Annotated in this window: 26 protein-coding genes; 18 read left to right on the top strand and 8 right to left on the bottom strand. The window is 68.5% G+C overall.

Going from position 1 to position 22,845, the window contains the following annotated elements:
* Positions 1–1,050 precede the first annotated feature (1,050 nt).
* On the top strand, positions 1,051–2,439 hold the full coding sequence (locus ABD156_RS03375; RefSeq protein ID WP_377926896.1) for an LCP family protein: 1,389 nt from the start codon (positions 1,051–1,053) through the stop codon (positions 2,437–2,439).
* Between the two features lie 83 nt (positions 2,440–2,522).
* On the top strand, positions 2,523–3,197 hold the full coding sequence (phoU, locus tag ABD156_RS03380; protein WP_344266135.1) for a phosphate signaling complex protein PhoU: 675 nt from the start codon (positions 2,523–2,525) through the stop codon (positions 3,195–3,197).
* Between the two features lie 115 nt (positions 3,198–3,312).
* Here phoU and pstB read toward each other — a convergent pair whose 3' ends face one another.
* The 6 genes from pstB to ABD156_RS03410 all read right to left on the bottom strand — a co-directional run bounded on the left by pstB (position 3,313) and on the right by ABD156_RS03410 (position 9,138).
* Positions 3,313–4,089, bottom strand: a complete 777-nt coding sequence (gene pstB, locus ABD156_RS03385) for a phosphate ABC transporter ATP-binding protein PstB (RefSeq protein WP_116204524.1) — start codon at positions 4,087–4,089, stop codon at positions 3,313–3,315.
* A 3-nt stretch (positions 4,090–4,092) separates the two neighbouring features.
* Positions 4,093–5,007, bottom strand: coding sequence for a phosphate ABC transporter permease PstA (gene pstA, locus ABD156_RS03390; protein ID WP_344266141.1), 915 nt, complete (start codon positions 5,005–5,007; stop codon positions 4,093–4,095).
* Between the two features lie 2 nt (positions 5,008–5,009).
* Entirely contained in the window at positions 5,010–5,930 is a 921-nt protein-coding gene (pstC, locus tag ABD156_RS03395; protein ID WP_344266713.1) for a phosphate ABC transporter permease subunit PstC, read from the bottom strand.
* 184 nt (positions 5,931–6,114) lie between these two features.
* Positions 6,115–7,245 (bottom strand): phosphate ABC transporter substrate-binding protein PstS, encoded by a 1,131-nt coding sequence (pstS, locus tag ABD156_RS03400; protein WP_344266144.1) that lies wholly within the window; start codon positions 7,243–7,245, stop codon positions 6,115–6,117.
* Between the two features lie 239 nt (positions 7,246–7,484).
* The gene (mshD, locus tag ABD156_RS03405; protein ID WP_344266147.1) at positions 7,485–8,384 is read right to left on the bottom strand and encodes a mycothiol synthase; all 900 of its coding nucleotides are present in this window, start codon (positions 8,382–8,384) and stop codon (positions 7,485–7,487) included.
* Positions 8,385–8,406: 22 nt separating this feature from the next.
* A complete protein-coding gene (locus ABD156_RS03410) occupies positions 8,407–9,138 on the bottom strand; it encodes a winged helix-turn-helix transcriptional regulator (protein ID WP_344266150.1) in 732 nt (243 codons plus the stop codon).
* A gap of 174 nt (positions 9,139–9,312) precedes the next feature.
* On the opposite strand from ABD156_RS03410, the gene ABD156_RS03415 reads away from it, so the two are divergent.
* The 11 genes from ABD156_RS03415 (at position 9,313) to ABD156_RS03465 (ending at position 16,962) form a co-directional block, all read left to right on the top strand.
* Positions 9,313–10,215 carry an LmeA family phospholipid-binding protein gene (locus ABD156_RS03415; RefSeq protein WP_344266153.1) on the top strand — a complete coding sequence of 301 codons (903 nt, stop codon included), beginning with the start codon at positions 9,313–9,315 and terminating at the stop codon, positions 10,213–10,215.
* Positions 10,216–10,220: 5 nt separating this feature from the next.
* Entirely contained in the window at positions 10,221–10,664 is a 444-nt protein-coding gene (locus ABD156_RS03420) for a TlpA family protein disulfide reductase (protein ID WP_344266156.1), read from the top strand.
* Between the two features lie 406 nt (positions 10,665–11,070).
* The gene (locus tag ABD156_RS03425) at positions 11,071–11,505 is read left to right on the top strand and encodes a DUF4395 domain-containing protein (protein WP_344266159.1); all 435 of its coding nucleotides are present in this window, start codon (positions 11,071–11,073) and stop codon (positions 11,503–11,505) included.
* Positions 11,506–11,533: 28 nt separating this feature from the next.
* Positions 11,534–12,370, top strand: a complete 837-nt coding sequence (locus ABD156_RS03430) for a sulfurtransferase (protein ID WP_344266162.1) — start codon at positions 11,534–11,536, stop codon at positions 12,368–12,370.
* Positions 12,370–12,675 (top strand): DUF1416 domain-containing protein, encoded by a 306-nt coding sequence (locus ABD156_RS03435; protein ID WP_344266165.1) that lies wholly within the window; start codon positions 12,370–12,372, stop codon positions 12,673–12,675. Before ABD156_RS03430 ends, ABD156_RS03435 begins: the two co-directional genes overlap by 1 nt.
* Positions 12,676–12,794: 119 nt before the next feature.
* A complete protein-coding gene (locus ABD156_RS03440; protein ID WP_344266168.1) occupies positions 12,795–14,129 on the top strand; it encodes an MFS transporter in 1,335 nt (444 codons plus the stop codon).
* Between the two features lie 129 nt (positions 14,130–14,258).
* Positions 14,259–14,870 (top strand): heme-binding beta-barrel domain-containing protein, encoded by a 612-nt coding sequence (locus ABD156_RS03445; protein ID WP_344266171.1) that lies wholly within the window; start codon positions 14,259–14,261, stop codon positions 14,868–14,870.
* Positions 14,871–14,886: 16 nt separating this feature from the next.
* Complete coding sequence (locus tag ABD156_RS03450; protein WP_344266174.1) at positions 14,887–15,489, top strand: 5-oxoprolinase subunit B family protein; 603 nt, start codon at positions 14,887–14,889, stop codon at positions 15,487–15,489.
* Positions 15,489–16,340, top strand: coding sequence for a 5-oxoprolinase subunit C family protein (locus tag ABD156_RS03455; RefSeq protein WP_344266178.1), 852 nt, complete (start codon positions 15,489–15,491; stop codon positions 16,338–16,340). Before ABD156_RS03450 ends, ABD156_RS03455 begins: the two co-directional genes overlap by 1 nt.
* A gap of 2 nt (positions 16,341–16,342) precedes the next feature.
* Positions 16,343–16,753, top strand: coding sequence for a hypothetical protein (locus ABD156_RS03460; protein ID WP_344266180.1), 411 nt, complete (start codon positions 16,343–16,345; stop codon positions 16,751–16,753).
* Positions 16,754–16,818: 65 nt separating this feature from the next.
* Positions 16,819–16,962, top strand: a complete 144-nt coding sequence (locus ABD156_RS03465) for a phosphotransferase (protein WP_344266183.1) — start codon at positions 16,819–16,821, stop codon at positions 16,960–16,962.
* A gap of 55 nt (positions 16,963–17,017) precedes the next feature.
* On the opposite strand, the gene ABD156_RS03470 is transcribed toward ABD156_RS03465, so the two are convergent.
* Positions 17,018–17,863, bottom strand: a complete 846-nt coding sequence (locus ABD156_RS03470; protein WP_344266186.1) for an aminodeoxychorismate lyase — start codon at positions 17,861–17,863, stop codon at positions 17,018–17,020.
* 31 nt (positions 17,864–17,894) lie between these two features.
* On the opposite strand from ABD156_RS03470, the gene ygfZ reads away from it, so the two are divergent.
* The 3 genes from ygfZ to ABD156_RS03485 are packed head-to-tail and all read left to right on the top strand — an operon-like array spanning position 17,895 to position 20,573.
* Entirely contained in the window at positions 17,895–19,016 is a 1,122-nt protein-coding gene (ygfZ, locus tag ABD156_RS03475) for a CAF17-like 4Fe-4S cluster assembly/insertion protein YgfZ (RefSeq protein WP_344266189.1), read from the top strand.
* Between the two features lie 49 nt (positions 19,017–19,065).
* On the top strand, positions 19,066–19,632 hold the full coding sequence (locus ABD156_RS03480) for an RsiG family protein (protein ID WP_344266192.1): 567 nt from the start codon (positions 19,066–19,068) through the stop codon (positions 19,630–19,632).
* Positions 19,629–20,573 carry an asparaginase gene (locus tag ABD156_RS03485; protein ID WP_344266195.1) on the top strand — a complete coding sequence of 315 codons (945 nt, stop codon included), beginning with the start codon at positions 19,629–19,631 and terminating at the stop codon, positions 20,571–20,573. Before ABD156_RS03480 ends, ABD156_RS03485 begins: the two co-directional genes overlap by 4 nt.
* Here the strand turns inward: ABD156_RS03485 and ABD156_RS03490 are convergent.
* Positions 20,554–21,450 (bottom strand): DUF8083 family protein, encoded by an 897-nt coding sequence (locus ABD156_RS03490; protein WP_344266198.1) that lies wholly within the window; start codon positions 21,448–21,450, stop codon positions 20,554–20,556. The genes ABD156_RS03485 and ABD156_RS03490 overlap by 20 nt on opposite strands.
* A gap of 207 nt (positions 21,451–21,657) precedes the next feature.
* Here ABD156_RS03490 and ABD156_RS03495 point away from each other — a divergent pair, with 207 nt between their 5' ends.
* Positions 21,658–21,840: a DUF3073 domain-containing protein gene (locus tag ABD156_RS03495; protein ID WP_037353984.1), complete on the top strand. Its 183-nt coding sequence runs from the start codon at positions 21,658–21,660 to the stop codon at positions 21,838–21,840.
* Positions 21,841–21,951: 111 nt separating this feature from the next.
* Positions 21,952–22,812 (top strand): 3-hydroxybutyryl-CoA dehydrogenase, encoded by an 861-nt coding sequence (locus ABD156_RS03500; protein ID WP_344266205.1) that lies wholly within the window; start codon positions 21,952–21,954, stop codon positions 22,810–22,812.
* Positions 22,813–22,845: the final 33 nt, after the last annotated feature.

The following is a 22,845-nucleotide window of genomic DNA, read 5'->3' on the forward strand; positions in this document are numbered from 1 at the left end:
GCGGGGCAGCCGATGGGCAGCCCCGAGTCTGCGGCGATGCCGGGCGGACCCGAACCTGACGGACAGCGAATGCCCGGTCCGGCAAGGCGACGGGCTACCGGGCCGGAGTCCGCGGGGCAACCCATGGGCGGCCCCGAGTCTGCGGCGATGCCGGGCGGACCCGACCCCGACGGACAGCGCACGCCCGGCCCAGGAAGGCGACGCGCGGCAGGGCCGGAGTCCGCTGGGCAAGCGGTGGCAGGCGAATCGGCGGCAAGGCCGCTGTCGGGAGGGCCCGATCCAGACGGCCAGCGAACACCAGGTCGACGAGCGCCCGCTGGGCCACCGGTAGCCGGTCCCGAGTCGGCGGCGATGCCGATGCCCGGCCCGGCCAGGCGACGGGCCGCAGGCCCTGAGTCCGCGGGGCAGTCGATGGCCCCTGAATCGGCGGCGATGCCGGGCGGGCCCGACCCCGAGGCGCAGCGGGCGCCTGGGCAGGACGCTGGCGGGCACCGGGTACCTGGTCCGAACACGCCTGGGCGGCGGGCAGCAGGTGCGCGGCGGCCCAGTGGCGTCGACGGCGCGGAGCCGGAGGACGGGCTCGAGCGGACCCAGCTCAGTCAGGCCCTCGAGCCGGATCGGTTGCGGGGCAAGCCTGGCCAGAGGCGTGGTGGTTCGCGGGGGCCGGGGCTTGAGCAGACCCAGCTCAGTCCGGCCCTGGACGGCGACGGTTCCGCGATCGACAGCCGGCGTGGTGAGCGGCCTAGGCGTGGGCCGGATCCGGAACGCGCGCCGCTCGGCGGGAAGGCGCTCGCGGGCGATCGGACGCAGTTCACGCCGGTCAAGGGGCTCAGCCTCAGCCCGGTCGAGGAGCATCCAGCCGATCCGGAGCGGACGCAGCTCAGCCCGGTGGCCAAACCGGACGCTGATCCCGAGCGCACCCAGCTCAGCCCGGCCGTCAAACCGGACGCTGATCCGGAGCGCACGCAGCTGAGCCCAGCCGTTGAGGGGCCGAACGGCAAGCGGCCGCGGCGTACGCCGGTGAAGTCGGCCGCGGCGGCGCGGGCTGAGATGGATCCGCTCACCATGACCGACGAGATGGAGGCGATCGACGAGGCGACTCAGTACCGTCGCAAGATCGATCACAGTCTCGCCCGGTTCTCGGCCGCGCACGACGACGCGGCGGCTGAGGAGGCGAAGCGCCGGGAACGGCGGGAGCGGCTCACTACCCGGTCGATGGCGTTGTTCGAGCAGACCCGGACCGCGTTGCAGCGGGTCGTTTTGCTGGACAAAGAAGACGAAGCAGAAGAGAAACCCGCCGAACAATCCGAGCAGACCCGGCTGCAGGAGAAAAAGCAGCGGCACATCGCGCGCAATATCCGGATCGGACGGATCGCGCTTATTGTGGTCGCTGTGCTGATCTTCATCGGCACAGGAGTCGCCTGGGGTGCGGTCACGTGGTTCGACGCCAAGTTCACCGAGGTTTCCGCGCTGGACGAGAACTCTTCCGACATCCAGAACGCCGACGCGCAGGCCAACGACGAGAACTTCCTCATGGTCGGCTCAGATTCGCGGGACGGGGCGTCGTCCGAGGAAAATGTCGGGGACGCGGCGAATATCCCTGGCGCGCGGTCGGACACGGTGATGGTGGCGCACGTTCCCGCGGACCGGAAGCGGGTTGTCGTCGTCTCATTCCCCCGGGACCTCGAAATCGACCGCCCGGACTGCAACCGGTGGGACCCGGCCAAATCGCAGACTACCGACGAAATCGTGCGCGAGCAGAAGATCGCGAAGCTCAACACGGCCTACGCGGTCGGCGGGCCGCAGTGCATGACGAAAGTGATCCAGAAGATCACCGGCCTGCGGATCAACCACTTCATCGGCATCGATTTCAACGGGTTCAAGGAAATGGTCGACGCCGTGCACGGAGTGACCGTGCACAACGAGAAACCGATCGACGACACCACGCTCGGCAAGGTGCTCGCCGAAACCGGCGACGTGACCATTTCCGGCGACCAGGCACTGAGCTACGTGCGCGCCCGGCACGTCATCGGCGACCCGACCTCCGACTACGGCCGGATCAAGCGGCAGCAGGCGTTCATCGGCGCGCTGCTCAAGAAGGTCATGTCCTCGGATGTCGTGCTGGATCCGGGAAAACTGTCCGGCTTCATCACCGCGTTCGCGCATGCCACGTTCGGCGACAACCTCGGCGTGCAGCAGATGATGACGCTCGCGCAGTCGATGCGCGGGCTGAACCCGGCCAACATCAACTTCATGACCGTGCCCACCGTCGGCCTGCCGAACAAGCGCGGCAACGAAGTGCTGGTCCAGGAAAAGTCCAAGAGCCTCTTCGACGCGTTGCGCGACAACACGCCGCTTCCGGGCAACCAGCCCGCCGGAACCGCGGCCAGCGCGCCGCCGGCCAACGCCGATTCGCGCAAGAGCGTCAACACCGGCTGATCATTCGGATTCGTTAGGCGGGGTTCACATGCGGTTCACCCAGCGATGCGGTATTCGGACAGTCCACGTCGTAGGGTGTGCTCATGCGTGAGGCCTACCATGTGGAACTCGATCAGCTCGCCGAAAACCTGGCCGCGATGTCGGTTCAGGTCGCCGACGCCATGGAGCGGGCCACCAAAGCACTGCTGGAGGTCGACCTCGGCCTCGCCGAGCAGGTGATCAGCGACGACGCGAAGGTCGACGACGCGCGCGCCGAATGCGAGGAGCAGGCGTACGCGCTGCTCGCGCTGCAGGCCCCGGTCGCGACCGATCTGCGCACCGTGCTCGCCGCCATCCACGCGGCGGAAAGCCTGGAGCGCATGGGAGATCTCGCCCTGCACGTCGCCAAGGCCGCCCGCCGCCGCCACCCCGACCCGGTGCTGCCGGAAGCGGTCAAGCCGTACTTCGCCGAGATGGGCCAGGCCGCGGTCAAGCTCGCGCGGCAGGTCGAGGCGGTCATCAAGACCAAGGACGTCTCTGCCGCGAAGGATCTCGAGGCCGAGGACGACCAGGTCGACGACCTGCACCGGCACCTGTTCACCGTGCTGATGGACCGCGAATGGCCGCACGGCGTCGCTTCCGCCGTCGACGTCACGCTGCTCGGCCGCTTCTACGAGCGCTACGCCGACCACGCGGTGTCCGTCGCCAAGCGGATGATTTTCGTGGTCACCGGCCGGATGCCGGGCTACGGCACCGACGACGAAGACCTGACTATCTAAAGACACCACAACGGAAACCGCCACCCGGGCCAAGCGCGGGTGGCGGTTTTTTAGTGCCCGGAAACGAAAACGGCCGCCCTGGCACGGAAAACCAGGGCGGCCGTCCACAGTGGAATCAGCCGAAGCGGCCCGAGATGTAGTCCTCGGTGGCCTTCTCGTCCGGGTTGGAGAAGATCTTCTCCGTGTCGTTCAGCTCGATCAAGCGACCGGGCTGGCCGACGCCGGCCAGGTTGAAGAACGCGGTCTGGTCCGAAACCCGCGCCGCCTGCTGCATGTTGTGCGTCACGATGACGATCGTGTATTCCTTCTTCAGCTCGCCGATCAGGTCCTCGATCGCGAGCGTCGAGATCGGGTCCAGCGCCGAACACGGCTCGTCCATCAGCAGCACGTCCGGCTGCACCGCGATCGCCCGCGCGATGCAGAGCCGCTGCTGCTGACCGCCGGAGAGGCCGCCGCCCGGCTTGTTCAGCCGGTCCTTGACCTCGTTCCACAGGTTCGCGCCGCGCAGCGCCCGCTCGGCGATCTCGTCGAGCTGCTTGCGGTTCTTGGTGCCGCCAAGGCGAAGCCCGGCCACCACATTGTCCTTAATGGACATCGTGGGGAACGGGTTCGGCCGCTGGAACACCATGCCGATGGTGCGGCGCACCTGCACCGGGTCCACCGCCGAGGCGTAGATGTCCTCGCCGTCGAGCAGCACCTGGCCGTCGACCCGAGCGCCGGGAATGACCTCGTGCATGCGGTTCAGCGTGCGCAGCACCGTCGACTTGCCACAGCCCGACGGCCCGATGAACGCGGTCACGTTCCGCGGCGGGACGTTCAGCGTGACGCTGTCCACGGCGTGGAACTTGCCGTAGTAGATGTCCAGGTCTTTGACGTCGATTCGCTTGGCCATGACTCACTTCTTCTTCGGGGCGACGATGCGGGAAAGGACCGTGGCGAGCAGGTTGATCACGGCGATGATGAGCACCAGGGTGAGCGCGGCTCCCCAGATCCGGTCGAAGCCGACGCTGCCGGGGTCCATCGAGTTGGTGGCGCGTTCGTTGTTCATCACCAACGGCAGCGACGCCTGCTCCCCGCTGAAGATGTTCCAGTTGACGTACGACGTGTAGCCCACGAGCACCAGCAGCGGCGCGGTTTCGCCCATCACGCGGGCGAGCGCCATCATGATGCCGCCGAGGATGCCCGACAACGCCGTCGGAAGCACGATCTTCATGATCGTCTTCCACTTCGGCACGCCCAGCGCGTACGACGCTTCGCGCAGGTCGTCCGGCACGATCCGCAGCATTTCCTCCGCCGAACGGACAACCACCGGAATCATCAGCAGCACCAAGGCCAGCGACACCGCGAACCCGCTGCGCGGCAGGCCGAGCGTGGTGACCCACAGCGCGTAAATGAACAGTGCGGCCACAATGGACGGAACACCGGACAGGATGTCCACCATGAACGTGGTGGCCTTCGCCAGCTTGCCGCGACCGTATTCGACGAGATAAATCGCGACCAGCAGGCCGATCGGCACCGAGATGACCGCGCACACCACGCCCTGCAACAGGGTGCCGATGATCGCGTGCAGCACGCCGCCGCCGACCTCGTCGCCGAGCACCGAACCGAAGTCCTGGCCCCACCAGTTGCTGTACGGGATCCGCTTGATCCCGTTGGCGATCACCGTGTACAGCACCCACACCAGCGGGACCACGGCGATCAGGAAGGACAGCCACACGAGCACCGTGGCGACGCCGTTTTTGACCTTGCGGGCCGCGCTCACCTGCTGGAAAGCCGGTGTCGTCGCGGGCCGTTCGAGGGTGGTCGACATGGTCACCCCACCTTCTTTCCGACGATCGAGCGGGCGGCGAAGTTGACCAGGAACGTCAGCACGAACAGCACCAGACCGGCCGCGATGTAGGCACCGGCCGAGGTCGGGTTGTTGAACTCGCTGTAGTTCTGGGCGATCTTCGAGGCGAAGGTCGCGCCGCCGTCGAAGAGGCTCCAGTCGAAGTTGCGGCCCTGCGGGATCAGCAGAATCACTGCCAGCGCAATGGTTTCACCGAGTGCGCGGCCGAGGCCCAGCATCGACGCGCCGACGAAGCCCGCCTTGCCGAACGGCAGCACCGTGGTGCGAATGACCTCCCAGCGCGTGGCTCCGAGCGCGAGCGCGCCCTCGACCTGCGCGGTCGGCGTGCGCTCGAAAACCTCGCGGGTAAGCGACGTGATGATCGGCAGAATCATCACCGCGAGCACGATCCCAGCGGTGAAAATGGTGCCGCGCACGTTCGGCGCGATGTTGCCCGGCGCGAAAATCGGAATCCACGAGAAGGTGCTGTTGACCCACTCGGAAAACGGCTCGATCGCGGGCGCGAACACGAGAATGCCCCACAGGCCGAAAATGATCGACGGCACCGCGGCGAGCAGATCCACGACGTAGGCGAACGGCCGGGCCAGTTTCGCGGGCGCGTACTGGGTGAGGAACAGCGCGATGCCCAGCGAGATCGGCATCGCGATGATCAGCGCCACCAGCGAGGTCGCCACGGTGACCTCGGCGAGGTCGGCGATCCCGAACGCCATGTTGGCCGGGTCGTTCGTCGACCACCCGTGGTTGAACAGGAAGTTGACCTTGTCCGCCTTCAGCGCCGGAATCGCCTGCACGACCAGGAAAATCCCGATCAAGGCGATCAGGGCGACGACGAAGATCCCGGCCCCGGTGGTCAAGTTCTGGAAGATGCGGTCACCGGCTCGCACCTTCGTCGGCTTCTTCCGCGCGGGCGGCGCTTCCGGCGCCGGCGCGGGTGGCTTGTCCGAAATCGGATCCTCCGGGAACGCTCGGGCGGACGACGAACGCCCACCGGGGTCGCCGGTGGGCGTTCGCGTCGAGGATTGGTCGCTCATCGACAGTCTCTGTCAGCCTTCGTACCAGTTAGGCGGTTCAGGAAATTTCCTTGACGGCCTTCAGCACCTTGTCCTGCAGGCTCTGCGGGATCGGCACGTAGCCCTTGGCCGACAGCGGCTGCTGGCCGTCGGTGGCGGCCACCGTCAGGAACGCCTTGACGGCCTTCGCGACGTCCGGGTTCGAGTACTTCGAGCACACGATCTCGTACGTGGTCAGCAGCAGCGGGTAGGCGCCCGGCACGTTGCTGGAGTAGATGCCGTTGAGGTCCATCGCCAGGTCGTTGGTGCCCGGGTGGGCGAACTTGGCGGCGTCCAGCGACTTGGCCACGTTCTCCGCGCTCAGCTCGACGCCGCCGGAGCCGCTGTCGATCTTGGCCGGGGTGACGCCGTCCTTGGCGAACGCGCTCTCCACGTAGGTGATCGAGCCGTCCGCGCCCTTGACGGTGCTCGCGACACCGTTCGAGCCCTGCGCACCGTTGCCCACGCCGCCGACGAACTTCTTGCCAGCGCCCTGGGTCCAGACGTCCTTCGCGGCCGCGCCGAGGTACTTCTGGAAGTTGTCGGTGGTGCCCGACTCCTCGGAGCGGGAGACGACCTGGATCGGCTTGTCCGGCAGGTTCAGGCTCTCGTTGCCCTTGACCGCCTTGATGGCCGGGTCGTTCCAGTTCTTGATGCCGCCGTTGAAGATCTTGGCGATGACCTGCGGGGTCAGCGTCAGGTTGTCCACCCCGGACAGGTGGTAGCCGACCGCGATCGGGCCGACGACCAGCGGGATGTTCAGCGCGGGCGAGGCGCAGCGCTTGGTGGCGGCCTCGAGGTCGGCGTCCTTGATCGGCGAGTCCGAGCCGCCGAAGTCGACCTGGTTGGCGTTGAACTGCTTGACGCCGGCGCCGGAACCGGTGCCGTTGTAGTTCACCTTCTGGCCGGAGCACTTCTTGTTGTAGGCCTGGTTGAACACCTCGATGGCGTTCTTCTGGGCCGTCGAGCCCTCAGCGGAAAGCGGGCTCTTGCCCCCGCAGTCGACCTGGGCGGTTCCGGTGGCGGCGGGAGCGGCGGAGTTCGAGCCCGAGCCGCTGTTCGACGCCGAAGGGTCGGAGCCACAAGCGGCGAGGACGAGGGCGGCGCTCGCCACGATGCCGACGGCACCCAGGGGCCGCATGATCTTCACTGCATTTCCTCCACTCGGAGATGTGCCTTTTTGAATCCGGTCGGGATTGGCGGCGGGTGAGCCGCACCGGAACCGGACACTAGGCAGCCTCGGTGGACGGTCGTCCTTGGTTGCATGAACGGGAGGTGAACAAGTCACCGTTTGTGAGCAGGACTACTACCCCGAATGGGTGCCGTGGCCTGGTCGTGACCTGCTAGTACGCAGAAAGTAACCCGGGTCACCGCATGCGCCGACCGTGATCACTCACCGTACTGGACGTCGGTCTCGAAACGCTGGAACCCCAGCTTGTTGTACACGGCCAAGGCCGCGGCGTTGTCGCCCTCGACGTAGAGAATCACCCTCGGTAGCCCCCGGGAGCGCAGGTAACGGAGTCCGGCCAAGGTCAGCGCCTTGCCGAGGCCACTACCCTGAGTAGCAGGATCCACGCCGACCACATAGACCTCCCCGACCGGGTCTCCGTCGAACCGGCCGGGCACCGGGTCGTGGACCTTCGTCCAGTGGAAGCCGACGACGTCGCCGCTCTCGTTCTCCGCGAGGAAGAAGCCTGCCGGGTCGAACCAGGCCTGCCTTTCTTCGGCGCGCACCTCGGCGGCGGTCAGCGCGCCCTGTTCCGGATGCCAGTCAAACGCGCGCGCGTTGACCGCGACCATCGCGTCCTCGTCCTGGCCCGGCACGAAGGTGCGCAGCCGAAAACCGTTGTGCAGCACCGGTTCCGGCCAGTCCGCACCGGCGACATCGACGTGCAGGACCAGCATTTCGCGCTGACGGCCGAGGCCGAGTTTCGCCGCGATCGCTGCCGCACCAGGGTGATCGCCGTGCGCCCACACGCGAAATCCCGAGTCGGCGCGTTCGACCACTGCCCGCGCGAGCGCGGTGCCGACGCCACGACGCCGGAAATCCGGGTGCACGAAAAGCTCCGCGACCTGATGGCCGTGGGAATCGCCTTCGGTATCAAGGTGGACATACCCGGCGGGCGCGCCGTCGAGGCGGGCGAGGAGATGCAGCCCGCCCTCGAAGTCGCGCGGCAACGGCCCGGTCGCGTCGACCTCGGGACGCCCGTCAGTCGCTTTCGCCGCGAGCAGCACTTCGCGCACCGCGTCGTCGGGATCGGTCGTCCAGTCGCCAAGGTCGATAGCCACAGACCGACCTTACCGGCGAAAGTCAGCGGGAGGTCAGCTCCGAAGCGTCGGACGGAACGGCGATCACCGGCTTCGCGCCCTTCGCCGGCCGCTCGAACTTGTAGCCGACGTTTCGCACAGTGCCGATCATCTGCTCGTGCTCCGGACCGAGCTTCGCGCGAAGCCGCCGTACATGGACGTCGACCGTGCGCGTGCCGCCGAAGAAGTCGTAACCCCACACTTCCTGCAGCAGCTGCGCGCGGGTGAACACCCGGCCGGCGTGCTGGGCGAGGTACTTGAGGAGCTCGAACTCCTTGTACGTCAGTTCAAGCGTGCGACGGCGCAGCTTCGCCGTGTACGTCGCTTCGTCAATGACAAGGTCGCCTACACGCAGCTCGGCGTCCGCCTGCAGGCCGATGCCGTCGCGAGTGGTGGCGAGCCGCAGCCGCGCGTCCACTTCGGCGGGACCCGCGGTGGGCAGAAGGATGTCGTCAGTGCGCCATTCGGCGTTGACCGCGACCAGACCGCCTTCGCCGACGACGGCGATGACCGGCGTGCCCGATTCGTCCTCCGCGCCTTTGAGCAGGCGGCACAGGCTCTTCGCGGACGCGAGATCGCTGCGCGCGTCGAGGAGGATGACGTCCCGGTGGCCCGCGTCGAGCAGGGCCGTCACTTCCGGCTCGCGTACGCGTACGGTGTGCGGCAGCAGGTCCAGCGCGGGTAGTACGGAGGTAGCGTCGAGTTCCCCCGTCAGCACCAGCAGGTCCAAGCTCATGATCCGCACCGCCTTCAGATTCGTCGCCTCAAACGTGGCGTCGGTCGGTGCTAAGTGAGAATAGCGGGTGAACACCCCGGCACCTAGCTCGTGCTGGATCGATCACACCTGGTCCAACGCGCCGGGCGTGACCCGCACCACGACGAAATCCACCCGAACAGGAGAACCGAGGCGATGGCGAGCAGGCCCGTGACCCGGGACGACCGACCGGCCAGCAACCCCGGCAACGGCCGCCGCGGCAGGCGCGTGCGGCGGTGGCTCATCGTGCTGGGAGTGCTGGTGCTCCTGCTGGTCGGTGCGGATTTCGGAGCGGCGGCCTTCGCCGAGCACACGATCTCGCAGAAAGCCCGCGCGCAGCTCGGGCTGAGCGACGATCCGTCGGTCACCATCCACGGCTTCCCGTTCACCGTGCAGGCGCTCTCCGGTGACTACAGTCACATCACGGTTTCCGCGGACGGCGTGCCGGTCGGCAGCGAACTTCGCGACCTGCGGGTCAGCGCCGAACTCGAGGACGTCATCGCGCCGCTGTCGGACCTCACGTCCGGCAACACCAAGGCGGTGAAGATCGGCAAGCTCACCGGCGCGGTGACGATCAAGGCGGCCGACCTCGCGCGCGTCTCGCCGCTGAACAAGATCCAGAACCTGAAGATCGAGCAGTCGACCCAGGCGTACGTGAAGTACGGCGACACCGAGCAGGGCAAGCAGCCGGACCCGACGCCGACCAACGCCGACGGCGAACCGGCCGACGGCACCAGCGCGGGACTGCGGATCTCCGGCGACGTCCAGGTGGCCGGGCAGAAGGTGGAGATCTTCTGCTTCGCGCTGATCGAGCTCAAGGCGAAGTCGATCTCGATCGTGCCTTACCGGCTGCAGTTCGGGAATGACCAGAGCACCACGATCGTTCCGGAAGCTGTGCAGAAAGCTCTGCTGCCGAACTTCCGGGCGACCATCTCCACGTCCCGGCTGCCGCTGTCGGTCACGCCGACCGCGGTCCGCGTGGACAGCGGTTCGGTGACGCTCAAGGGCGAAGCGCACGACGTGAACTTCGCCGACCTGTCCACCAACCACGGAGGCTGATCCCGGTGACCGGAGTGTGGGTGCTGCTGGCGACGCTGGTCGTGGCGACGGCCGCGGGCCTGCTCCTGCGCGCGCGCAACGGCCGGATCCGCGCGGCCAAACCGGCCGCCGCGACCCGGACCGCCAGCACGCTCCCCGCTCCGGTCGCCGAGGCCCTTGATCCGGAATCCGCCGTCACCCTGGTGCAGATCTCCACCACGTTCTGCACCCCGTGCCGGCACACGCGGGCGATTCTGTCGTCGCTCGCGGAGAAGACCGACGGCCTGCACCACGTCGACCTGGACGTCACCGAACGTCCCGAGGTCGCGCAGGCATTGTCGGTGCTCAGCACGCCGACCACGCTCGCGCTGGACCCGGAAGGCCGGGAACTGCTGCGCGTGGGCGGCGTGCCCAAAGGCCCGGAGCTGCTCGAGGCGCTCCGCCCGCACCTCACCGCCGCGTCGCACTGACCCTCTCGCCGCCGGGCTCCGCTTGCCCCGACGTCCGTGAGGGGAACCCTCACGGACTCTGATTCCGTCAGGGTTCCCCTCACGGACCTCCGCACGGCGTGCCGGGCCGGCGGGCATGGGAGAGAGACCCGGCCCCGCGGCGGTTGATTCTCAGGATCCGGACCTCGTCCCAAGGAATGAACATGGTTCCGGGAGCGAGCGAGCCTGGGTACCCTCCCCCCTGTGGACGAGCTGCCCATCACCCTTCTGACGCAGCGCCGCGCGGTCGATTTCTGCCGCGTGCGCAGCAGCTTGTGTCTGCCTTTTTCCGGCCGGCGCTGAAGCACGTCTCGCGCCGTTCCGCTGTACCCGTCTTCGCCGCGTGCTGCCCGCACGCCCTTCCCCTCGCACTGAGCAGGAGGAACCCATGTCCGCCGGACCGGCCGTAGACCCGCGAGGTCCCAGGTTCGCCGCGATCGTGACCACGGTGGTGCTCGCCGTCGTGCTCGTCACGCAGTGGTGGCCGTTGCTCGCACTGCAGACCGTGGTCTTCGCGATCGGTGCGTTCGTCGGGCTCAAGCCCGCGCCGTACTCGGTGCTGTACCGGCTCGTGGTCGCGCCGCGGCTCGGGCCGCCGACCGAACGCGAGGACGCCGCTCCGCTGCGGTTCGCCCAAGCGGTCGGGTTCGTGTTCGCGCTCGTCGGCACGATCGGCTTCGCGACCGGCGTGACGCCGCTCGGCGTCGTCGCTACCGCGTTCGCGCTCTTCGCCGCCTTCCTCAACGCGGCGTTCAACTATTGCCTCGGGTGCCAGGTGTACCTGCTGATCAAGCGTTTCAGCCCCGCGCGGGCGTCCTCGTAAACCCAACCAAGAAAGAGAGCCAGCTTCCATGAGCCGAGAAGACGTCCTGGTCACCACCCAGTGGGCCGAGGAAAACCTGGACACCCCGGGCGTGGTGTTCGCCGAGGTCGACGAGGACACGACCGCCTACGACAACGGGCACATCCGCGGCGCGGTGAAGCTCGACTGGCGCAACGACCTCCAGGACGGCGTCCGCCGCGACTTCGTCAACAAGGAGGGCTTCGAGAAGCTCCTGTCGGAGAAGGGCATCTCGAACGACGACCGCGTGGTCCTCTACGGCGGCAACAACAACTGGTTCGCCGCCTACGCGTACTGGTACTTCAAGCTCTACGGCCACGAGAACGTGCAGCTGCTCGACGGCGGCCGCAAGAAGTGGGAGCTCGACGGCCGCGAGCTGAACTCCGACGAGGTCAAGCGCGAGGCCACCAGCTACAAGGCCAAGGACCAGGACCTTTCGCTGCGCGCGTTCCGCGACGAGGTCGTCAAGGAGATCGGCGCGAAGAACTACATCGACGTGCGCTCGCCGGACGAGTTCTCCGGCAAGCTGCTCGCCCCGGCGCACCTGCCGCAGGAACAGTCGCAGGTGCCGGGCCACATCCCGGGCGCGCTGAACGTGCCGTGGGCGAAGGTCGCCAACGAGGACGGCACCTTCAAGTCCGAGCAGGAGATCAAGGACCTCTACGCGGAGGCCGGCTACGACGAGGGCAAGGCGACCATCGCGTACTGCCGCATCGGCGAGCGTTCCTCGATCGCCTGGTTCGCCCTGCACGAGCTGCTCGGCCAGGCGGACGTGAAGAACTACGACGGTTCGTGGACGGAATACGGTTCGCTGGTCGGCGTTCCGGTCGAGTTGGGAGCTAAGTAATGGCAGACGGCTGCAGCGCACCTGTGCAGGAAGCGACCCCGGCGGACTTCGACACCAACGGCCAGGTCGTGCTGGCCGGCAAGGTCACCGGCACCGAGGGTCCGGTCGGCGGCGCGTTCGTCCGGCTGCTCGACGGCGGCGGCGACTTCGCGGGCGAGGTCGTTTCCTCGGCTGACGGCGACTTCCGCTTCTACGCGGCCGAAGGTTCCTGGACGGTGCGCGCGCTGCACCGCACCGGCAACGGCGAGGCCAACGTCACTGCGGAGGGACCGGGCCTGCACCAGCTGGCCATCTCGGTTGCTTGAGAACACCTGATTTACGGTCCGTGAAGGGCCCCTTGAGGGAATCTGATTCCCTCAAGGGGCCCTTCACGGCTTTCCGGACGCTTGACCTCAAGCCGACTTGAGGACCCAAGCTCGCAAGGGTGTCCCAAACGAAAATCGTTGCGCGGAGCCCACTTCTGGCCATCGCCGTGTTCGTCGGCAGCTTCATGGCGTTGCTCGACGCGAGCGTGGTGAGCGTCGCGCTGCCGACGATTCAACACGAGCTGCACGCCGAATTCACTGACCTGCAATGGATTGTCGACGGATACACCGTCGCGCTCTCCGCGGTGATCCTCACCGGCGGCACGCTCGGCGACCGCTACGGCCGCAAGCGGATCTACCTCGGCGGACTCGCCGTGTTCACGCTCGCCTCGTTGGTGTGCGGCCTCGCCCCGACGCTCGAACTGCTCATCGCCGCGCGCGTCGCGCAAGGCGTCGCGGCGGCCGCAGTCATCCCCGGCGGCATCGCGCTGCTCGCGCACGCGTATCCGGAGCCGCGCGAACGGGCGCGGATGCTGGGGGCGTGGGGCGCGGTGGCCGGAGGTGCGCTGGTCATCGGGCCGCTCATCGGCGGACCGATCACCGACGCGTTCGGCTGGCCCGCGATCTTCCTGGTCAACCTGCCGATCGGCGTCTTCGCGGTCTTCGCCGGCCGCCGGGGTCTCGGCGAGTCGTCCGATCCGGCGCACGGTGCGCTGGACCTGCCCGGACAGGTGCTCGGCGCGTTGTGGATCGGCGCGTTCACCTACGCCGTGATCGCGTCCAACGCTGTGGTCGCGGTGCTCGGCGCGCTCGGGCTGGCCGCGTTCATCGTGGTGGAACTGCGCGCCCCGCATCCGATGCTGCCGATCCGGCTGTTCGGCGAACTCCGCTTCGCCACCTCGATCTTCACGTCGTTCGTGATCGGCTTCGCCTGCTACCCGCTGCCCATCCTGATCGCCGTGTACCTGCAGCAGGCTTGGGGCAGCACCGCCTCGACGACCGGCGTGCAGATGCTGCCGTACGTGGTCGCCAACGCCGTTCTCGCGTTCTTCTCCGGAAGGCTCGCCGCCCGCTTCACCGCGGAACGGGTGCTCCCGATCGGCCTGGTCATCACCGCGGCGGGCAGTTTCGCCTTTCTGCTGGTCGACACCACGAGCCCGTATTGGCTGCTCAGCGTCCCGCTGGCGCTGTCCGGCATCGGTCTCGGCCTGAGCATCACCCCGACCAACGTCGTCGGGCTCGCCGGGCTTCCGGTGCAGCGCACGGGCACCGCGGCTGGGACGGTGAACGCCGCGCGGCAGGTGGGGATGGCACTCGGCGTCGCCGCGCTCGGAGCCCTTCTCGATCGCGGCAGCACGCTCACGACAGGGCTGCAGACCGCGATGGCGGTGGCTGGAGCGGCGCTGCTGGCGGTGACCGTCCTCACCGCGACGACCCTGCGCAGCGCTAGATGAGCCGGGGCGGACTATTGTCCTCGCTGTGGAGACCTTGTTTACGACCCTGTTGATCATCGCGGGCATCGCCACCGTGCTGTTCGCGGTCTTTGTCGTCTACCGGCTGTACGCCGACCAGCGCTGACCAGCATGACGAGTGGCGACGAGGCCATCGCGGCAGCCGAGGAGCGGGCCGCCAGCACGCGCGACCGCAACCTGCCGTTGTGGGACGACTTGGCGATCCCGAACGACACGGCGAACCTGCGCGAGGGCCCGAACCTGAACGACGCGTGCCTCGCACTGCTGCCGCTCGTCGGCGTCTGGCGCGGCGAGGGCGAGATCGACTACCCGACGATCGACGGGCCGATCAAGTTCGCCCAGCAGCTGACCGTCGCCCACGACGGCCGCCCGTTCCTGTACCACGAGGCGCGCTCGTGGCTGCTGAACGAGGACGGCAGCGTGCTGCGGCCCGCCGCCCGCGAAACCGGGTTCTGGCGTCCGCAGGAGGACGACACCCTGGAACTGCTGCTCACGCACAGCTCCGGCATCGTCGAGCTGTACTACGGGAAACCGCGCAGCCAGACGTCCTGGGAACTCGGCACCGACGCGGTCATCCGCACCGCGACGGCCAAGGAGGTCACCGGTGCGCAGCGGCTGTACGGCCTGGTGAACGGCGACCTCGGGTACGTCGAGGAACGCGCGATGGTCGGCCAGGAAATGCAGCCGCACGCCTCCGCGCTGCTGCGCCGCGTGGTGGGCTGAGGCTCCGGGAGACGCCGTGCGCTGGCGGCGGTACGGCGAACACGCCGCCCTGCTCGACTGCGCCTCGCTCGCGGAGATGAGCGCAGCCCGGGCGACCCTCGCCGAAGCCGCGCTCGACGGCGTCGAGGAGATCGTCCCTGGGGCGCGCACGCTGCTGGTAGTCGCGTCCGCGGGTGCCCTGGAAGCTGCGCGTTCCTTGCTGGCTTCGGCCGATCTGGACCATCCGCCCGCCGGGGATGCCCGCGAAGTTGTTTTGGACGTGCGCTACTCCGGCGAAGATCTCTCGCTGGTCGCTGAAGACGCGGGGCTCAGCGTGGACGAGGTCGTCGCCCTCCACACCGGCGCGGTCTACACGGTCGCTTTCACTGGTTTCGCGCCCGGTTTCGGTTATCTCGCCGGGCTTCCCGCTCAGTTGCGGCAGCCACGGCTGACCTCTCCGCGGACCCGGGTCCCCGCTGGCTCGGTGGCCATCGCCGACGAGTACTCCGGCGTTTACCCGCGAGAATCCCCTGGTGGCTGGCGCTTGATCGGACACACCGAGGCGACGCTTTTCGACCCTTCCGCCGAGCGGCCGGCGTTGTTCACGCCCGGTCTCCGCGTGCGGTTCCGGAGCGTCTGATGCGCGCGTTGGAGATCGTCTCGACCGGATCGCTGGCTCTGGTGCAAGACCTCGGCCGGCCCGGTTACGCACATCTGGGCGTCCCACCGTCGGGTGCTCTTGACGTCGCCGCGCTACGGCTCGGCAACCGGCTGGTCGGCAATGCCGAGGACGCCGCCGGGATCGAAACCGTGCTGGGCGGACTGGCTGTCCAGGCTGTGGTTTCGTGCACTGCCGCGGTGACCGGACCGCCGGTCGCGGTGTCCGTGGACGGCCGGGAAACCGGCTCGCACCTGCCGATTTCGCTGCGGCCAGGCCAAAAACTGACGATCGGCCGACCAGCCACCGGGCTGCGCTGCTACCTGACGGTGTCCGGCGGTGTCGCCGTGCCGCCGGTGCTGGGAAGCCGGTCGACTGATGTCCTTTCTGGACTCGGCCCCTCGCCGTTAGAAGCTGGCGCGAGAGTCCCCCTCGGTCCGGTCACCGGTGTTCCTTCTGGTGCCGACGTGGTCGTCACCGCGCCCGTGCCGTCGCAGCTGACAGTGCCCGTCCTGCTCGGCCCGCGCGACGATTGGTTCACCGATCCCGCGAGCGCGCTCAACACACAGTGGACAGTCACCGCGGAATCCAACCGAGTGGGGGTCCGCCTTGACGGGCCGCCGCTACGTCGAGTGTCCAATTCGGAGTTACCCAGCGAAGGCGTGCTCACCGGCGCGATTCAGGTCCCGCCGAACGGATTGCCGCTGGTGTTCCTGGCCGATCACCCGACCACGGGCGGTTATCCGGTGGTCGCGGTCGTGAGACGGGAGTCACTCGGAGCACTCGCTCAAGCACGCCCCGGAACCTTGGTGCGGTTCCACGCGTCCTTCTGAGCGTGGAACGGGTAACGATCACCGGCGGCGCGGGTTTCCTGGAGCTGAACACCGGAGGACGGGCGGAGCTGCCGCAGTCGCTGCGCATCGCGCTCGCGACCGGTCAGGTACGCCTGCCGCTGGCGGAAACCCTGCGCGAGCTGCTGGCGCTGCTCGTCGACGGCCAATACCGAGTCAGCGGCCCGCAACGCTTCGAGGCGGCGAGCCTGGTCCCGGCGAGCGACTGGCCGGACGACGACGATGCCCGCGTCACGTACTACCGCACGGCAATCCGTTCCGGACACCGTCCGGTGGCGGTGGTTTTGTCCGGTACGCGGCCGTTGCTGGTGGACGGGCACCACAAGATCAGCGCGTACCGGGCGGAGGGGATCACGCCGTCGGTGGTGCTGATTTCGGAGGTCGTGGGTGACTGAGAAGTTCGTCGGCGGCTGCGGCCGCCCGCACTGATTTCCGCCGCGAAGCGCCGTACAACTGCGTGTTGCGCGGCGAAGAAGTCGTGGGCCTGATCGACTTCGACACCGCGCATCCCGGTCCTCGAACGCACGACCTCGGCTACGCCTTCTACCGCCTCGCGCGAAACTGTTCTGCGACAGCTACGGATTCACCGACCCGCGAGCAGTGATCGACTCGGCCGCTGACCGGCTGCGCGACGTCGCCCACATCGAAGCGAACGCCGCTCAGTACTCGCTCTCGTAAGCCGCCACCAGCTCCTCGTGCAGCGCCGACGAATCCGGCAGCTCCGTCCCGTTCAGCGTGTGCACCCGGGTCACCTTCCGCACCGACGACGTAAGAAAAACGCCGTCACCGTGCAGCAAGTCGTCCACCGACAGCGGCTCCACCTTCACCGACCAACCCGCCTTCTCCGCGCCGCGGAACAACGCGTACTGGGTCGTTCCTGGCAGGATGCCAACAGTGGACGGCGGGGTGTAGAGCGTCCGTTCCTTCGCCAGGACGACCGTCGACGTCGGTCCTTCGAGCACCGAATCGTCGGTAGCGGTGAAGATCACATCCTGGGCTCCGCGACGGGCCGCCTCGCGCAGCGCGGCCATGTTCATCGCGTAGGAAACCGTTTTCGCGCCGAGCAAAAGCCACGGGGCGCGCTCGGCGAGTTCGGGGCCGAAACCGCGCTCCAGGGTCACCACGGAGACGCCTTCGGTGCGCGCCCGCAGCACCTTTTCGTCGACCTCCAAGCCCATCGCGAACGCCGTCGGCTTGCCTTCCGGATCACCGTCGACACCCCGCGTGTACACGAGTTTCAGGGCGATTTCCGGCCCGCCCTGCCACGCGTCGACGACTGCCTGCGCGGCTCGGGCGAAGCCGTCCAGGTCCGGCGCCGGCAGGTCCAGCATCGCCGCGGAACGGGCGAGCCGGTCGAGGTGCGGACGCATTTCCCGCGGCTTTTTCACTGCCACGAGGATCGTTTCGAACACCCCGTCTCCGCGCAGCAGGCCGAGGTCGTCCACCCGGAGGTGGGCGGCTTCGGGGTCGGCCAGTGAACCGTCGAGGAAGGCGAGAACGCGCATCCCCACAAGGTACTCACTTACCCTTAGCGTTATGCCGTACAGCTCGCCGCTGCTCGAAATCCCCCGCGCGGTCGCCGCGCCCGAGGGCCATCCGGAAGCCGGAGTTCCGTGGCACTGGGGCGATCCGTTCGCCGAGCAGCGCACCGCCGCCCGAGGAGTGGTCGTGATCGACCGCTCGCACCGAGAAACCCTCGCCGTCACCGGCGAGGAACGCTTGTCCTGGCTGCATTTGGTGATCTCGCAACACGTCACCGAACTCGCCGGAAACACGGGCACCGAAGCGCTCGTCCTCGACAGCCAAGGCCACGTCGACACCCATTTCGTGCTCGCGCACACCGGCGACACGGTGTACCTCGACAGCGACCCCGGCCCGCTCGTCACGAGCGCGTTGCCCAAGGGCGGCAAGCAAACCCTGCGCGAGTACCTCGAAGCGATGAAATTCTGGTCCAAGGTCGAGATTCGCGACGCGACGAAAGAACTGGCCGTTCTTTCGGTGCTCGGCCCGGAGACCGACAGCGTGCTCGGCGTCGAGCTCGGCGCCGAGCCGTACTCGGTGGCCGCGCTGCCCGAGGGCGGTTTCGCCCGGCGGATGCCGTGGCCGACGCGAGCGGGCGCGGATCTCGTGGTGCCGCGCGCTCAGCTCACTCAATGGTGGCAACGGCTCACCGACGCCGGCGCGCGTCCGGCCGGCTCGTGGACCTTCGACGCGCTGCGCGTGGAATCGCGGCATCCGCGGCTCGGCGTCGACACCGACGAACGGACGATCCCGCACGAGGTCGGCTGGATCGGCTCGGCCGCGCACGTCGCGAAGGGCTGTTACCGCGGCCAGGAAACCGTCTCGAAGGTGCACAACGTCGGCCGCCCGCCGCGGTATCTCGCGCTGCTGCACCTCGACGGTTCGCCGGAGATCACGCCGGAGACCGGCGACCCGGTGAAGCTCGGCGAGCGCGTGGTCGGCCGGATCGGCACAGTCGCGCAGCACCACGAACTCGGGCCGATCGCGCTGGCGCTGGTCAAGCGCTCGGTGCCGGGCGGGGCGGAACTGCTGGCGGGCGACGAGGACCGAGTGGTCCAGGCCACTGTCGATCCGGACTCGGTGCCGGGCGAGCACGCGGCGCCCGGACGGGAAGCAGCGCAGAGACTGCGGGGCTGAAGTGAACTCGACGGTAGCGTCGTCGCGGAATGTGGAGCAGGATGTGCCCGTGATCGAAGTGCGTCCCGGCGGGCGGCGACGGATCGACCGCGTCCTCGGCCCGGGATATCTCACCGGATTAGGCGACTTGCCGCTCCCGGTGCTGCGCGAGCGGCGCGACGAGGCCGCGCAGGAAGAGACAGACCTGTCCTACCTGCGCCGGCTCCTGCACGCCCGCATCGACATCGTGCGCGCGGAACAGGAGCGCCGTTCGTCCGGCGGGGAAGCCAGCATCGTCGACCGGCTCGCGTCGATCCTCGCCGACAACGCGCTCGGCCCCGCCGCCGGTTCGGGCCGCCACCAGCAGCTCGAACCGTCCCGCGCGGGCGAGCACCGCAGGCACGCCGAGGCACTGATCGGCGACACCGGGCTCACCGACGTCGGCTCGCTCACCGACGACAAGCTCGCCGCCGCGCTGGACACGTACGCGGCCGAGGAAGCGTCCGTGTCCTCCTTTCGCCGCCAGGTCCAAGGCGTGATGGACACGCTCAACGCCGAGATCGCCGCGCGCTACAGCAGCGGAGCGGCCACTGTGGACCAGCTGCTGGACAGCGAACTGGGGCGCGTCGAGGAATGACCGGCCAGCCGATCCTCGTCGAGGTCGTCCGGAACGGGTTCGTCGAGAGCGTCCACCACGGATGCCTCGTCGTGACCGCGCCGGACGGCTCCGTCCAGTTCTCCGCGGGCGACGTCACCAGCCCGTTCTTCCCCCGGTCGGCGAACAAGCCGCTGCAGGGCGTCGGGATGCTCCGCGCCGGGCTCGGTTACGACGGCGCAGACCTGGCGCTGGGCTGCGCCTCGCATTCCGGCGAAACCGGACATCTCGAGCGCGTCGCCGCGATGCTGTCCGCGGCCGGGCTCGACCCGACGGCGCTGGCCTGCCCGGCCGAGCTGCCGATCGGCGAGGACGCCCGGCGCGCGGCCGACGAGCCGCGGAAGATCACCATGAACTGCTCCGGCAAGCACGCCGCGATGCTCGCCACCTGCGTCGCGAACGGCTGGAAGACCGACGGCTACCAGCTGCCGGACCATCCGCTGCAGGTCCAGCTCGCGAAGACGGTCGAGGAGCTGACCGGCGAATCCATCGCCGCGGTCGGCGTCGACGGCTGCAGCGCGCCGCTGTTCGCGTTCTCGCCGACCGGCCTCGCGAGGTCGTTCGGCCGACTCGCGCAGGCCGACCCGGGCACCGACGAACGCCGGGTGGCCGACGCGATGCGGGCCCACCCGTGGCTGGTCGCGGGCACCGGTCGCGAAGACACCCGGCTGATGCAGGCGGTGCCTGGGCTGCTGTCGAAGAGCGGCGCGGAGGGCGTCCTGGCGTTCACGCTCGGCGACGGCACCGCGTGTGCGATCAAGATCGCGGACGGCAACAAGCGAGCCTTGGCTCCGCTGGCGATGGCCGTCCTGGCTCGGCTCGGGATCGAGGCACCGGAGGAGCTGGCCGACCTGGTCCATCCGCCGGTGCTCGGCGGCGGTCAACCGGTAGGCGAGCTGCGGGTCAGTTGGAGTGCTCCTTAGCCGCGAGATCGCCCCAGAACTCGCGCAGCTGCGAAAACAGCTCGGCCAGCTCCTCGACGTTCCCGGTGCGCAGCGCGTCGAGGATGTCGTGGACCTCCTCCGCGGTGGAGTCGGCGTCCAGCAGCGAATCGGCGAACAGCTGCACGAGACCGCCGTAATCCAGCTCGACGACCGAGTCCGCGTCGAAGCTCTCCAGCCACTGGCGGGTCTGCGAGAGCACCCGGCCGGGACCGGAGTCGCCGAAGGTCGTCTCGATCAGCTCGCCCGCCTCGGACGCCCGCCGCAGCGCCTCGGACATCGGGGTGCGCCAGGACGCCTCCCGCGTCGGGTCGCCCGGGCCGCTGCCGAGCACGAGCTTGCGCTCGTCCGGGTCGACCAGTGAAAACCACGGCAGCGGGACGGTCCAGGTGGTGGTGAGGGTGTGCGCGGCGGTGGCGGTGAGGTCGGTCATCGCGGCCTTGGTCTGGGCGCGGGCGCGATCCGCGGTGACGCCGCCGGAGTCGAGGACCGCGATCCGCAACGCCGGCTCGGCGTCGGCGAGGAAGGTGCTCAACGCGGCGGCCGAGCGGGCGCGCACTTCGAGCGGGCACGCGAACGGGCCTTCGGCCGAGTGGCCGGCGGGGACGTCGGCCGGATCCAGCACGAGCACGTCGTTGACGAGACTCGGCGAGGGGCGTCCGTCGCGCAGCTGCGCGGGCAGCAAACGCACCGGCGCGGCCGCCTGTGACTTGAGCCACATCCACTGTTCGCGTTCGCCGATCCCGACCCGGCTGAGCCCGCCCGCGGAAACGGCCTCGACCAGCTGTTGCGCGGGGGGATCGCCCAGCGCGCGCAGAGGTTCGTACACCCGCAGATAGGCCACGAAGGGTCGGAGCACCCGAGCATCGTGGCACGCCGACCAGGGCCGATCGGCATCGACGTGCCGGTAACCGGCGTCCGGCGGACACTGTCGCGACGAGCACACCGTGCCACGTCGCATCCAACCCCCGGGACACGGTACGGTGTCAGCAGGAAAGAACTGTCGAGACGATGCGGGGCCGCCGATTCCCCCGGCCGCCCCGCCCCTGTGCGAGGGGGTCGAGCCATGGGGCGCGGCCGGGCTAAGGCCAAGCAGACGAAGGTGGCGCGCGAGCTCAAGTACAGCTCCCACGACACCGATTTCGATGCTTTGCAGCGCGAGCTGTCGAGTAGTTCCTCGGACAACCACGAGGACGACAAGCGGTACGAGGACCCGTACGACGACGGGTACGACGAGTACCGCCGTTGACGCAGGCACACGACACGCGAGGGCGGAATCGGACTGAGGTCCGAGACGCCCTCGTGCGTTGTGTGCTGCCCGTTTTCTTGCTGTCGGCGAGGTGACGAAGGAGTTGGACGGGTGAGCGACATCGCACGAGTAGGTGTGGTCGGAGCAGGGCTGATGGGCTCCGGCATCGCCGAGGTGCACGCCAGGTCCGGGTTGGACGTGCTGGTCACCGAGGTGAACCAGCCCGCCCTCGACGCGGGCAAGGCGCGCATCGAGAAGTCGCTGCAACGCGGCGTCCGCAACGGCAAGCTGGCCGCCGAGGACGCCGAGGCGGCGCTCGGGCGGCTTCGCTTCACCACGGACATCGCCGAGTTCGCCGACCGCGATCTCGTCGTCGAGGCCATCCTGGAACAGGAGCAGGCCAAGGTCGACGTGTTCCGGCAGCTGGACAAGATCGTCGAGCGGGAGGACGCGGTGTTCGCGTCCAACACCTCGTCGATCCCGATCATGAAGCTCGGCATGGCCACCGGCCGTCCGCAGCAGGTCGTCGGCATCCACTTCTTCAACCCGGTGCCGGTGCTGCCGCTGGTCGAGCTGGTCCCGTCGCTGCTGACCAGCGAGGAGACCGCCCGCCGGGCCGAGGAGCACGCCACCGGCGCGCTGGGCAAGACGGTGATCCGGTCGCAGGACCGGGCCGGGTTCATCGTGAACTCGCTGCTGGTGCCGTATCTGCTGTCGGCGATCCGGATGATCGAATCGGGCTTCGCCTCGGCCGAGGACATCGACCGCGGCATGGAGCTGGGCACGGCGCATCCGATGGGTCCGCTGCGGCTGTCCGACCTGATCGGCCTCGACACCATCAAGGCGATCGCGGACTCGATGTACGCGGAGTTCAAAGAGCCGCTGTACTCGTCGCCGCCGCTGCTGCTGCGCATGGTCGACGCCGGGCTGCTCGGCAAGAAGACCGGCCGCGGGTTCTACTCCTACTCCTGACTTTAGTTGCGGGCCTGATCCACTTTTCCCCGC

It is taken from the genome of Amycolatopsis albidoflavus (assembly GCF_039525725.1).
In the GTDB taxonomy this organism is placed as follows: Bacteria; Actinomycetota; Actinomycetes; order Mycobacteriales; family Pseudonocardiaceae; genus Amycolatopsis; species Amycolatopsis albidoflava.

Coding starts and splice junctions, on each gene's coding strand:
- ABD156_RS03435 (WP_344266165.1), top strand. CDS start 12,370: ATGGCAGACGGCTGCAGCGCACCTGTGCAGGAAGCGACCCCGGCGGAC.
- ABD156_RS03425 (WP_344266159.1), top strand. CDS start 11,071: ATGTCCGCCGGACCGGCCGTAGACCCGCGAGGTCCCAGGTTCGCCGCG.
- ABD156_RS03455 (WP_344266178.1), top strand. CDS start 15,489: ATGCGCGCGTTGGAGATCGTCTCGACCGGATCGCTGGCTCTGGTGCAA.
- ABD156_RS03485 (WP_344266195.1), top strand. CDS start 19,629: ATGACCGGCCAGCCGATCCTCGTCGAGGTCGTCCGGAACGGGTTCGTC.
- pstB (WP_116204524.1), bottom strand. CDS start 4,089: ATGGCCAAGCGAATCGACGTCAAAGACCTGGACATCTACTACGGCAAG.
- pstA (WP_344266141.1), bottom strand. CDS start 5,007: ATGTCGACCACCCTCGAACGGCCCGCGACGACACCGGCTTTCCAGCAG.
- ABD156_RS03470 (WP_344266186.1), bottom strand. CDS start 17,863: ATGCGCGTTCTCGCCTTCCTCGACGGTTCACTGGCCGACCCCGAAGCC.
- ABD156_RS03375 (WP_377926896.1), top strand. CDS start 1,051: ATGGATCCGCTCACCATGACCGACGAGATGGAGGCGATCGACGAGGCG.
- ABD156_RS03410 (WP_344266150.1), bottom strand. CDS start 9,138: ATGAGCTTGGACCTGCTGGTGCTGACGGGGGAACTCGACGCTACCTCC.
- phoU (WP_344266135.1), top strand. CDS start 2,523: ATGCGTGAGGCCTACCATGTGGAACTCGATCAGCTCGCCGAAAACCTG.
- ABD156_RS03430 (WP_344266162.1), top strand. CDS start 11,534: ATGAGCCGAGAAGACGTCCTGGTCACCACCCAGTGGGCCGAGGAAAAC.
- ABD156_RS03415 (WP_344266153.1), top strand. CDS start 9,313: ATGGCGAGCAGGCCCGTGACCCGGGACGACCGACCGGCCAGCAACCCC.
- ygfZ (WP_344266189.1), top strand. CDS start 17,895: ATGCCGTACAGCTCGCCGCTGCTCGAAATCCCCCGCGCGGTCGCCGCG.
- ABD156_RS03495 (WP_037353984.1), top strand. CDS start 21,658: ATGGGGCGCGGCCGGGCTAAGGCCAAGCAGACGAAGGTGGCGCGCGAG.
- ABD156_RS03445 (WP_344266171.1), top strand. CDS start 14,259: ATGACGAGTGGCGACGAGGCCATCGCGGCAGCCGAGGAGCGGGCCGCC.